The 11,350-nt window shown below is 31.7% G+C and carries 13 protein-coding genes and 1 pseudogene; 3 read left to right on the top strand and 11 right to left on the bottom strand.

Annotated elements, in window-relative coordinates; all coding sequences use genetic code 11:
- Positions 1-224 (top strand): T9SS type A sorting domain-containing protein (locus AC4AGG_RS12915; protein ID WP_489772423.1); only part of this gene is annotated, 224 nt, incomplete at its 5' end.
- A 21-nt stretch (positions 225-245) separates the two neighbouring features.
- Here AC4AGG_RS12915 and mobV read toward each other — a convergent pair.
- The 8 genes from mobV to AC4AGG_RS12875 form a co-directional block, all read right to left on the bottom strand.
- Complete coding sequence (gene mobV / locus AC4AGG_RS12910; protein ID WP_489772422.1) at positions 246-1,013, bottom strand: MobV family relaxase; 768 nt, start codon at positions 1,011-1,013, stop codon at positions 246-248.
- A 1,553-nt stretch (positions 1,014-2,566) separates the two neighbouring features.
- The gene (locus tag AC4AGG_RS12905) at positions 2,567-2,959 is read right to left on the bottom strand and encodes a hypothetical protein (RefSeq protein WP_489772421.1); all 393 of its coding nucleotides are present in this window, start codon (positions 2,957-2,959) and stop codon (positions 2,567-2,569) included.
- 50 nt (positions 2,960-3,009) lie between these two features.
- Positions 3,010-3,249 (bottom strand): hypothetical protein, encoded by a 240-nt coding sequence (locus AC4AGG_RS12900; RefSeq protein WP_489772420.1) that lies wholly within the window; start codon positions 3,247-3,249, stop codon positions 3,010-3,012.
- Positions 3,250-3,370: 121 nt separating this feature from the next.
- Complete coding sequence (locus AC4AGG_RS12895; RefSeq protein ID WP_489772419.1) at positions 3,371-3,925, bottom strand: hypothetical protein; 555 nt, start codon at positions 3,923-3,925, stop codon at positions 3,371-3,373.
- A gap of 929 nt (positions 3,926-4,854) precedes the next feature.
- Positions 4,855-5,940, bottom strand: a complete 1,086-nt coding sequence (locus tag AC4AGG_RS12890; protein WP_489772418.1) for a hypothetical protein — start codon at positions 5,938-5,940, stop codon at positions 4,855-4,857.
- Positions 5,941-6,032: 92 nt separating this feature from the next.
- Complete coding sequence (locus tag AC4AGG_RS12885; RefSeq protein WP_489772417.1) at positions 6,033-6,587, bottom strand: hypothetical protein; 555 nt, start codon at positions 6,585-6,587, stop codon at positions 6,033-6,035.
- A complete protein-coding gene (locus tag AC4AGG_RS12880; RefSeq protein WP_489772416.1) occupies positions 6,587-7,024 on the bottom strand; it encodes a hypothetical protein in 438 nt (145 codons plus the stop codon). The genes AC4AGG_RS12885 and AC4AGG_RS12880 overlap by 1 nt, the downstream gene beginning before the upstream one ends.
- Positions 7,025-7,027: 3 nt before the next feature.
- Positions 7,028-7,777: a ParA family protein gene (locus AC4AGG_RS12875; RefSeq protein ID WP_489772415.1), complete on the bottom strand. Its 750-nt coding sequence runs from the start codon at positions 7,775-7,777 to the stop codon at positions 7,028-7,030.
- 155 nt (positions 7,778-7,932) lie between these two features.
- Here AC4AGG_RS12875 and AC4AGG_RS12870 point away from each other — a divergent pair, with 155 nt between their 5' ends.
- Complete coding sequence (locus AC4AGG_RS12870) at positions 7,933-8,670, top strand: Fic family protein (RefSeq protein ID WP_489772414.1); 738 nt, start codon at positions 7,933-7,935, stop codon at positions 8,668-8,670.
- Positions 8,671-8,721: 51 nt separating this feature from the next.
- On the opposite strand, the gene AC4AGG_RS12865 is transcribed toward AC4AGG_RS12870, so the two are convergent.
- From AC4AGG_RS12865 to AC4AGG_RS12855, 3 genes are read right to left on the bottom strand one after another with little or no spacing between them, the layout of a single operon-like run.
- Positions 8,722-9,291: a recombinase family protein gene (locus AC4AGG_RS12865; protein WP_489772413.1), complete on the bottom strand. Its 570-nt coding sequence runs from the start codon at positions 9,289-9,291 to the stop codon at positions 8,722-8,724.
- Entirely contained in the window at positions 9,288-9,950 is a 663-nt protein-coding gene (locus tag AC4AGG_RS12860) for a nucleotidyl transferase AbiEii/AbiGii toxin family protein (protein WP_489772412.1), read from the bottom strand. The genes AC4AGG_RS12865 and AC4AGG_RS12860 overlap by 4 nt, the downstream gene beginning before the upstream one ends.
- Positions 9,950-10,195: a DUF6922 domain-containing protein gene (locus AC4AGG_RS12855; RefSeq protein ID WP_489772411.1), complete on the bottom strand. Its 246-nt coding sequence runs from the start codon at positions 10,193-10,195 to the stop codon at positions 9,950-9,952. The genes AC4AGG_RS12860 and AC4AGG_RS12855 overlap by 1 nt, the downstream gene beginning before the upstream one ends.
- A gap of 570 nt (positions 10,196-10,765) precedes the next feature.
- On the opposite strand from AC4AGG_RS12855, the pseudogene AC4AGG_RS12850 reads away from it, so the two are divergent.
- A pseudogene (locus AC4AGG_RS12850) lies at positions 10,766-11,350 on the top strand (gliding motility-associated C-terminal domain-containing protein); the annotation flags it as partial.

The raw sequence follows: 11,350 nt of genomic DNA, 5'->3' as shown, positions 1-11,350 counted from the left end.
AGGATAATAAGTTAGTTTTGTATCCTAATCCAGTGAAGAGCATTTTGTATATCGATGCAAAAGACAGTAAAGATTATTACTATCAAATCTACAACATGTCCGGTCAATTGGTAAGAGAAGGTAAGTTCGAAAACAAACAAACGGATGTTTCTCAGTTGCCATCAGGTCTTTACTTGATAAGAATCAACGACTCTGAAAGCGTAGTGAAGATTATCAAACAATAATCTTAAGTTGAACTAATTATGTTAAAGAGGCTGTCTTGTTTTTGAGACAGCCTCTTTTAATTTAATACACTTAAGCGTCTGCTCTTTCTTGCCTTTGAAATTAAATACATCTGTTTGCTTCAAATTTTCCAAATCACTTAGAATGTCGTTATAGTCATTGAGTTTATACATTTCTCTTCTACGATATTCTTCAGTAGTATGATGTTTACGATCTGATTTTACGCCTCTTTCTAATCCAAACTCTGCCATTGCTTGAGCATATTTTGTTTGAACTTCTTCTAAAAGCTTTCCTGTTTTCATCCAATATCCAGCATTAAGTCTACCGTCAGCCGTAATGGGAACAAATACACAATGGATATGGGGTGTTTTTTCATCCAAATGAACGGCAAATCTTATAATGTTCTCCTTTCCATATTCCGCAATACAGAACTCCAGGTTTTTGTCAATCCATTGATCAAGTTTCTTTTTATCTGTTACAAGTTTTACCAACTCTTCGTGACTTCCAGATAACATCACATTAATTGAATAAACGGCATCTTTTCTAATGAGTTTTAATTCTCCAGCTTTGTTTCGGTGATTATAACCTTCTTTGATTCTATTCAAAATGGCATCATTGTATGGCGACCGACAATGATCGTTCAACTCGATATAAACATTATCTTTCGTTCTACTCAAATCAGCATGACGATAAGAGTATTCCATTCCCTTTATCCGGTCAATATGATTGCCCAAAGATCCTCCGGTTACTTTGCCATGTTTTTGATAATGTAGTACTGCTTGTCCTGCCATATTATTTAATCCTTTTTTAACTTGAAATTTTCTCAAAAAATCAATTCTCAATATTCCTTCTTTAGACTTTTTAATCTTCGATTTTGACTGCCTTTTTTTGCCAAATTTAAACTACAAATTACTTGCTTTTTTAGGCTTATTTTAACCCTCGGAGAGCACGCTGTTTTTTTACTGGAGGGAAGCGTAAGAAAAAAAACGTAGTGTGCTACACTTTCCTAATTAGAAAACAAATTACACTTCAAATATACTAATTATTTTCTCTTTAAAGGCTCTTGAATATCTCACGAAGGTAAAATTATTGGTCGTTCAATTCCTTCTCATGAACGCTTAATTGATAGGTTAGAAACATCAACCACATAACAATCATAACCAACAAAATAATGATAGCGTTCTCTCTGCTTTTCTTCATCATCTTTTTATTTAATTAAACATGAAATTTTTAAATTTTACTTCCCATTTTTCCATAGAAAATCTGATCGGTGTCTAACATCTGAATTAGTATTTTTGAGAAGCTCATATAGTTTGGATTTGCACTTAATTTTCTTTATTCATTTTGATTTTATATTCACTTGTAAACGATTGTAAATATTTGTTTTTTTTTTTTTTAATGAATCATTTCTCTATAAAATTATGATGATTTTATTTCTTTCCCTGGGGGATATTTTGTTCAGTTTTCTTATTCTTCTATCGGTTACCCAATCATTTTGGTGAAAATAATCCTCCTCTACCCTATTCTGAATCTTGATTAATTCTTAGGGGTTGTTTTTGACTTTTCTATATTCATTTTAATTCTGTTCCGGTACGCTACTTTTTCAAACTTTAGTTGTGGCTTCTAAAGTTAGCTCTTGTTTTCATTTTAATGTAACATGACTTTTTTCTCAGCGCTGATATTTTTGCGCTATGATCATATCAAAATGTTTTAATCTCCAGTTCATCGATGTTTTCAAAAACTGTCCTTTGGTAGTTTTGAAAGTATTTTTTGATTTGTACCTGGGTGATTTAAGCAGATTGTCAAATCGCTTACCCCAACCCTATTTTTGGCGTGTTGGTTTATGATCACTGACAGAATGTAAATAATCGAAATAAGAAATTACTATTAAAAATAAATTTTAAAATGAAAAAAATCTTTTCAAAAAAGTGTTCAAGACGAAGTACAGTAATCTTGACTCAAGTGACTTTCAAATTAAGCAAAACCTTAAAACGACTTCCCTCCTATTACTTTTGGGGTATTGTTGGTTTTGCCGTTGGCAAACCTATGTGTAATACTAATTTTATGAATCATTTAAATTTTAACTTTATGAATCATTTTAACTTTTTAGCGCTCGGATTAATTGGAATCATTATTCTGATTATCCTCGGAATTTTCAAATTCAGAAAATTGAAAATGCATTTCAATTTTTCTTTCTTCAATATTCATTTTGAAGGGGAAAGCTAAATGCTAAAGAACGGTCTCAAAGAAGAGACCGTTCTTTTTACTTTTTGTTTTTTGTATTTAACTGGTTTTGTTAAACACAAAACCGGATAGGCCGTAATCTATTTTTGTCGATAGCTTTCTATGATCGGTTAGGTTTTAGTTCTTTTATTCTTTTTACTAATCTTTCTCTATTAAATCCTGTTCTTCTTAATTCAATGAGATAAAAATTAGATATTTGGAATTTCAATTCGTGCTCTGTAAATATGACAAAATTAATAATAGAAAAAAGTTTTTCTTCATCATCATTTCCTGTAGGAATCCATGTGCTATCTAATGCACTTATATAATTTAAAGCATCTCTTAGCTCTTCTCTTGTTGGTTCACAAATAAACTCATCAAAAGGAATAATTATCGTCATCGTAACGGTTTTATCTTTGCTTTTTAAGTAGCTGATATTCCTTGTTTTTCTTTCGATTAGTGTTAGAATATCTTGTACGATCATTTCTGAAGTAAAATCAACTGGTGTTTCCATATTGTGGTATATTGTTTTTTGTCAGTTCTTGGTAAATTGTAATTTGAAGATCAATTTTGTTTTGTAAGTCGTAATTCATCCCAATATTGAATATAATGGTCATAGAAATTTTGAAGATTTTTGATTCTCCAAAAACTGAATTGTTCTTGTTCTTTGAGTAACTGTTTGTATTCTTCTTCTGGCAAATATTGCTTCATAACTTTTGTTAGGTTTTTAACGGAAGTGATTAGCAGCTTTCTGTCATGCTTGATGATGTAAGCAATCTGTGTATTGATAGCATCATTTTTCATTATTCAAATTCTTTTACATTTTGATATTACTCGTATTTGTTTTCAATTATGTTAGACAGAATCATTCGTTCGGCTCACTATATATCAGAAAAGCCAATATGCATTCAAGAATATTTGTCAATTAAGGCTCAATTGCGAAACAGAATATTTTCTTTTCCATCGGACTGGCAAAAGGATCATATTGTCCTGCCGAACTGATAACAAATGAATATTCTCCAGCTTCAAGGTTTTGTGGAACTATAATTTCATATATTCCGCTTTCTGAAGCTTTTAATGGTAAAACAATTTGATAATTAGACATATCTTTAGTTCCTCCCATAGAAACTCCTGATTGTACGAAACGTCGATAGGTTTTGCTTTCTTTTACTTTATCAGCTTTTACAATGGTAATACTTTCGGAAGACGCGTTGTCCGGTAACTTAATGTAGAACTTTGGAATCTCATTATTTTTAAACCGAACTGAAGAGTTTTTATTATTAAAAACAGTCAGATAGTTGTTAACTCCGCCATAACCCATTCCAACTGCTTTGGCTTCCATTTTTGCAGTAGCTTTCTCAAACTGTTCCATCTTCTCTTCTTTCATAAAATAGGGTTCAAGAGGTTTAATTTCTTGCGCTGAAAGAATAGAAATACTAAACAAGAAAAATGTACTGAGGACAATTACGAAATTTTTCATTTTAAATGAGGTTTTTTTGTACCGTTCCTCGTACTGGTTAATTACAAAAAAACAGCGTGGAACTGAAGCCAATTCGTGTAAGAGGTACCGCTAAGAACCTACAGTCCAGATATGACTTACAGCCCACGCATATTGCATGGGCGTAAGCCTATCGAATTTTGGACTGATTTGAAAATTAGCGGTTTTCTTACACCAAAACGATAGCTTACGCTGTTACGTTATTTTTTATTGAAACAAAGATAATCTTAATTTCGAAAAAATCAATATAAAATTTATATAAATTTTATATGGTGACGTAAGTTTTATAAAACATATACTTTATATAATTATTTTAAAATATATAAGCTATTTTATAGTTGCATATATTATATACTAGATATAATTTTAAAAAAATAGCTTATGAAGCAGCCATAGATATTACTGGTTAATAAGCAATAAAAAAAGGAGTACTATAAATCGATATCTTCTTGGACTTTTTATTGTTAGTAATTAACTATAAGAAATCCTTTTAAATAAAAAAATACTTTTATTACCTTTTTAATTACTTTTAATAAACTATGTTAACTACTTCTATTAAGCATTTAATAGCATTTTAGGGGGGAGTGGAACTCCGAAACTTGGGGGAGTGGAACTCCGAAACTTAGGGGAGTGGAACTCCGACAAAGTGCCTTTTATTGGGGGAGTGGAATTCCGAGAATAGAATGTGATTAGGCCTGTAGGGGAGTGGAATTCCGAAATATTAGTTCTACCATTACCTATGTGGGGGAGTGGAATTCCGAAAATCGCTTGTTATTTAAGTAAATTTTAAGATTTTTTTAACATTGGGGAGTGGAATTCCGAAAGTTGGGGGAGTGGAATTCCGAAAACAGGGGGAGTGGAATTCCGTTTTAATAATTGATTTTTACATCTAGGGGAGTGGAATTCCGAAACTAATCAATCTTAAAATAACCATTAGGTATTTTCTTACCGGTCGTAGTATCTCTATATTCCTGTACAATGTATTCTTGGAAAATTCTCAAAAAAGCATTTCCTTTAAAATCTGTTGATTTTCTATCATTCGCTCTATTATTTTTTACAAATGCCTTATAAGCTCTTTCTATAAGTCCTCTACTAAGCATGCTACTGCTATAATGATATTTTAAATTTTCCATCTCTTTGTCGTTAAGCTCATGTCTTCTTTGAAAATATCTTAATCTTTGTCTTATTAATGTCGCCTCCTGCGTTTCTTGGGATAGACTTTCATCATCAATTCTTTTAGTTGCATATGGTTTTATACTTATCTTATCTCCAGAAATGCTATAATTGAATGACGTCTGATTAAATTTATCTAAATTCTGTCTAACAGGTTTCAGAAATTTATTACAGAAATCTTTTGTGGTAGAATAGTTCACACTAAATTTTTCATTAAAGGTTTCTAATTTTAATGTCGTTCCTTCATATGGGATTTTTGATAGCCATATTGCAAAAATAATGTGCTTGTTGTTCCGTATATTGTAAACAAGATTATATAATGTGGGATTGTATTCCGGTATAACAATCAACTTTTTTAACCAATAACTGCTTATCAAAAACGAAGTATATCCTCTTTCATCATATGACGGAGCTGTTATAAGCCCCCCAAAAGTTTTAATTTCCTTTCCTTTTGAGTTTACTGACTTATGCCATCCCATCTTGAATTTTGTCAAAAATTCTACAGCATGGGCAACCTGATTTGATGAGCCACTAGGAGAAATTAAGCTATTTTTTATTTTCATATTAGCAAAGGTGTTATGTTCGGTTTCAAACTCCTCTTCAAATAATGATAATTGCTTTGGTTTATCCTGTGGTCTTAACTGCTCACTTCTCAAGTCTGCAACGATATTAAATATCGTTCTTAGAGCATCTATGGGAATATCGACAGCCTTATTATCTTCAAATAAAAATTCATCCACGAAACTATTTCCCAATCGAATTATTTCAGTGGGAGACAAATTTTTATACGATTTTTTTACTATTCTTTTTTCGTTATCTTTCATTACTACATTTATTTTTTCTTACATTTGCTATGCAAGAAGATATTGAAAAATATCAAATTATAAGTCAGCTTTCTTTATGATTGCTGGCTTTTTTATGGATAATTAAATTGAGGACTTTCCGCCTCCTTCCCTTGTACTAAAATTTCTGATTTTTCTGAATTCATTTTTCCAAGGTTTATTTCGTTAGACTGTATTTGGTGTCCTTGTTCTAAATAATACTGGTATAAGTCCTCAATTGCTTGGTTAACCACCTTATCATACAACCAATCTGGTATTACAATAAAATCTTCTCCTTTTTTGATTACAAATTTAGTTGCAACAAAAACGTTTCTTTTAATTTCATATCCATTTCTATCTAAATTTAATGGAAAAAAAAAGCCGGATCCTTTTTCGTTAGGAACTAATTCATTAACATATAATTTAGTACAGTGAATTCTCCTTTCTTTAAATTCATTTCTGTAAAACCCTACTATTGTTTTATCTTTCTTTCTTCTGACTTTATAATAAATCCATTTTTGATCTGAAGAGAATTTGTCACAAATAAACTTATGAAATTTGAAAAGACCAGTGTTAATATTATGATACACCACAACCTGACCTGTACTTAGCTTTACTGCCGCTTCATAAGATTTATCTGAGGTAGGCATTAGAACTTATCTTTATATTTTTCTTTCAGCTCATTCACTATTTCCACAAACATCTCCATTTGAGAGTATTCCAAATTTCCCTTATTGAAAATGGTATAGAAATGATAATTTTTCAGAAACTCAATCTCCTCTTCATTTAAATAAGCAGATGTTACTTTAACTTCTCCAGGATTTCCTCTTCTTCCTGGTCTATATCTTACATTCTTTTTTCTTGGTTTAATGATGTCCCCATGTTTATCTATCATTAGCTTAACTCCATCACTTATTGCTTTAGCATTATTGTACTCTAAATTTTCATTTTTTACAATTTCGTATTTGACTAAATCTTTTAACCATTCCCAGTCTTCGGCATAAATCCTAAAACCGTATTTTGCCATTTTTGGCTTATCTTCTTTCTTGCTATCACCAAGAATATCCATTTGAAATACATTATCCATATTCTATTTTTCAATTTTATTTAAAATTTCTTTCACCAAGTTGTCATAATCTTCACTTGCCCTCGATGTTGGAGCTACTTGGAAAATGGTCTTGCCTTCCTTCTTTGCATTTTCAATATTCACATCTTGTCTTATAAATGAATTCAAAAAATAACTGCCAGCTTGTTGTTCTGCCAACTCACTATATTCTTTAAAGTTTCTCGTGTTTGTTAAAACTTTATTAAAGAAGAAACCTAAAAATTGTAGCTTGGGATTATGATTGTCAATGATTCTTTTTATTGAAGGTAGTAGCTCATTTATTCCCTCAATAGAATATTCCTCCGCTTCGATTGGAGACAAAACATAATCTGATGAGCTCAATGCAATTTCTCCCAAACCTATTTTCCCACTCAAGGGTCTAGGAGGACAATCAATTAAAATATAATCAAGCTTCATTTTTCCAGCAAGAATATCTATCATCTCTTTTAAATCATTTCGTTTGTATTGATGTTCTTCTATTTTACGATCTCCAGCCATAATAAAAAGGCTTTCCCCCTTTTGAAACAATCGAAATTCTCCAGTTTTTTCAATGAAATTTTTTACGGTATACGGAAAATCTTTCTTTATTTTATATCCAATAGAAAGGTTTCTCTGGGAATCGAAATCTATTATTAAAACCTTTTTCCCAATTTTAGAAAGAGCTGCCCCTAAGTGTATAGACGTAGTTGTCTTTCCTACTCCTCCTTTTTCTGTAATAATTGAAATGACTTTCATTAAAAATTATTTTATTACAAATATAAAATTTATTTGCAATATATTAACACATATACTTTATATAATATTTGTAATAATAGAATATTATTTCTAATTTTGAGCATCAAGAATTTTAGGTGTATATAAGCCTTCCAAGATTTTAACCCAGACTAAAAATGAAAACTATATTCACTCCCTCTCAATTAAATTTAGCTGATGAGCTTTTAAAAAAAAATAAAGTAATGCCAATGAGCAATCTTTATTCAAATGAAGTTCAAAAGCTCGTTGTTGCTTGGTGTTATTATTCTGGAAAAATTGAAGGTAATACCTATACCTATGTCGAGACAGAGGCTTTGTTGACCGATGGTATTACATCTCCTAAAAGATATGAAGATGCCAAAATGCTCAAGAATTTATATAATACCTTTATTGCAGAAGTCGATTACATTAAATCTGGCTCAAAAGAAAATATAGATGAAAAAACACTTTTTAGAGTTCATCAATCTTTAGTCCGAGATTTAGTTTCCGATCACGAAGCAGGAAACTTACGAGAAAGAGCAGTAGCAATAACCGGAACGGAGTATAAACCACCTAAAACAAAGACTGAAATTTTGGTTGAATTAAATCGAATTTTTAATACTCACCTAGAGATTGCTAATCCTTTAGAAAAAGCAGTTTATCTCCACTGCAATCTTGCAAGAACTCAACCTTTTATCGATGGCAATAAAAGAACCGCAAGACTTATTGAAGCTGTCTGTTTAATGAATGATGATATTGTCCCTGTTTTTAGTACTTCTGAATCTGATATTTTGGAATATAGAACAGCTTTAATTACTTTTTATGAAACAGAAGATTATACTCCGTACTCTGCATATTTCCTCCGTAAAAAAGAAGAATTTCTAAATCAATTTTAAATATTTTATACTTATTATATATGGTATAAAACTTCACATAATACATATAATTTATTTGATAAAACTCTTCTCAATTCTATAAAAAGTCGTTTTACTAATACCCGCTTGCTTACAAGCTTTATCTATTGGGATATTTTTGTTATCGTAAAGGTGTTTAGCAAATTGGTACTTCTCTTGAGATTCTTTACTAGCTCCTTTTGGTCTGCCTAAAAGTTTCTTTCTGCGTCTTGCTCCTTCAAGTCCCGCTTTGGTTCGTTCACTAATTAGGTTTCTTTCAAACTCAGCTACTGCACCAAAAATCTGAATGATAAACTTTCCATTAGCAGATGTGGTATCAAATGCTGGCTCAGTAATACTTTTGAATTTAACACCAATCGCATTAAACTTCTCAATCAAGTCAATCATGTTTTTGAGAGAACGAAATATTCGATCAGTTTTATAGACTATTACTACATCATCTTTACGAAGATAGGAGAGGAGCTCTAATAATCCCTGTCTATCATCTCGAACTCCGCTTGCAACATCAGTGTAAATTTTCTCACAACCTTGCTCTTTCAGCAATTCAATTTGGGTTGAAAGATTTTGATCAGGTGTTGAAACTCTTGCGTAACCGAAAGTCATCGTTTTTGATTAAATACGTTGGAAAGGTTATTGGCTATAATATCAAAATCAGCTTTGATTACCTCCCAATACTTCCCCCTCAAACAGATAACATCTAAGTCTTCGTCAGCAGATTCAAAATTATTAAGGTTTGAGACGATAACTTCTTTGTCGTGTCCGTAAGGATAGCGTTGTTCATGTAAAGCAATCATTTCTTCAATGGTATAGATTTCTAGTAACTCATGCAAATCCCAAAAATCTTTCTTCCTACCTCCGTTCTGAATCACTTCCATTTTCATCGCCACAATATCATCAAGATGCGTCATTTGAATTCCATCTTCTAATAGTGCTTCTCGTATGAAGGGATCGGAATAAAAAACATCTAACTTCACCGCTTCATCTCTACTTTTCCCAATAAAATAAGATTTACCCATAGAAGTAAGTTCAGAAGAGATAACAACAAAACTAAAGGTCTCCTTTAAGTATTTTTCTATTTTCTGAAAATCAATACTTCCATAGGGTGCATCAGTAAACATGTCAATATCAATAGACATCCTATGCCCCAATTGTAATGATATTGCTGTACCTCCTACTAAGCGGAATGGCTTAAAAATATCAGAGTTCGATAATTCTGCTAAAGCTTCTTTTAAATTTGGGGAAACAGTAGAGTAGTACAGCATTATTTATTGATATAAAGTCTCATTGGTCGGATAGATGTTTTTGAAAGCGTTTTGCTAACCAATTCTTCTCCATAGAATTTCTTAATTTCTTCTTTGGCAATCTCATCTCCTCGCTCAAACACCCGCCTAATAACGGCAATATATTTTGCTCTCCAATCAATTGCGTCAAAATCTGTATCCCAAAACAAATATTTTGGAACCTTAGAAAAATCTGGATGACTAATATGAATACTATTTTTTGACACTTTGATCAATGCTTTATACAAATATATAGAATTTCTATACAACATATTGTTCCAATAATTATATGAATTGGTCGATTCATAAAATCTTAATTATCAAAACTATTAAATAAAACGGAAAATAGAACTAAAATAGAAGAAGAGTTAGATAGAAAATTTTGGTTTCAAGAAACGGTCGTTTTTAAGCACACTTTTCTATTTTGATTAGAGTATCCCACTTTGAGTTAAAGCAACAAGTATCCGCGCATAGTTATCGCTCATGATGATTTTTAGGCTATTTTAAATCTTTTTTAGCTATTCTCTCCCAATGAATATTTATCATTTTTTTGGGGACCTCTATATTAGTTAATCGAATTTAAAGTCTCTCCTTGCGAATAATCAATATTATCCAGCGAATTATAATTTGTGTTCTTTTTTATTTTTTCTTATTGTCTTTTATTTTACTTTTATTCTCTTAAGTAAAGACACCATAATAGTAGTTTTATTTCATGCAAAAAGAATCTAAAATAGTTAAATTTTCATTAACAATAAAAAAATTATTAACATTTAAATAAGATTAAAAAACACAGCTTTATGAAGAATTTTTTTATTTCTTTATTTCTACTGTTGGGAATTGTAGTTTTTTCCCAGACATGTAGTACCATTAAGACCCCTACCTTCACGCAAATTGCACCAATTTGCCAGGGGGGTACGTTTACTTTGCCCACTACTTCGACTAATGGGATTAAGGGTACATGGTCACCGGCTAAAAACACTCAAGCCACAACGACCTATACCTTTACTCCAACAGCAGGTCAGTGCGCAAAAACGATAACAATGACTGTAACAGTAAAAGCAAAGGTAACACCGACATTTACGCAAGTTGCTCCAATTTGTCAAGGCGGTACATTTACGCTACCAACAACATCAACAAACGGAATAACCGGAACTTGGTCGCCGGCTAAAAACACTCAAGCCACAACGACTTATACGTTTACTCCAACAGCGGGTTTGTGCGCTACTACTAAGACAATGACTGTAACAGTAAAAGCAAAGGTAACACCGACCTTTACGCAAGTTGCTCCAATTTGTCAAGGCGGTACATTTACGCTACCAACAACATCAACAAACGGAATAACCGGAACTTGGTCGCCGGCTAAAAACACTCAAGCCACAACG

The sequence above is a fragment of the Chryseobacterium sp. CG10_8 genome, from assembly GCF_058117085.1.
The sequence above is the reverse complement of the archived record's forward strand: the minus strand, read 5'-3'. Positions and strand labels throughout refer to the sequence as shown.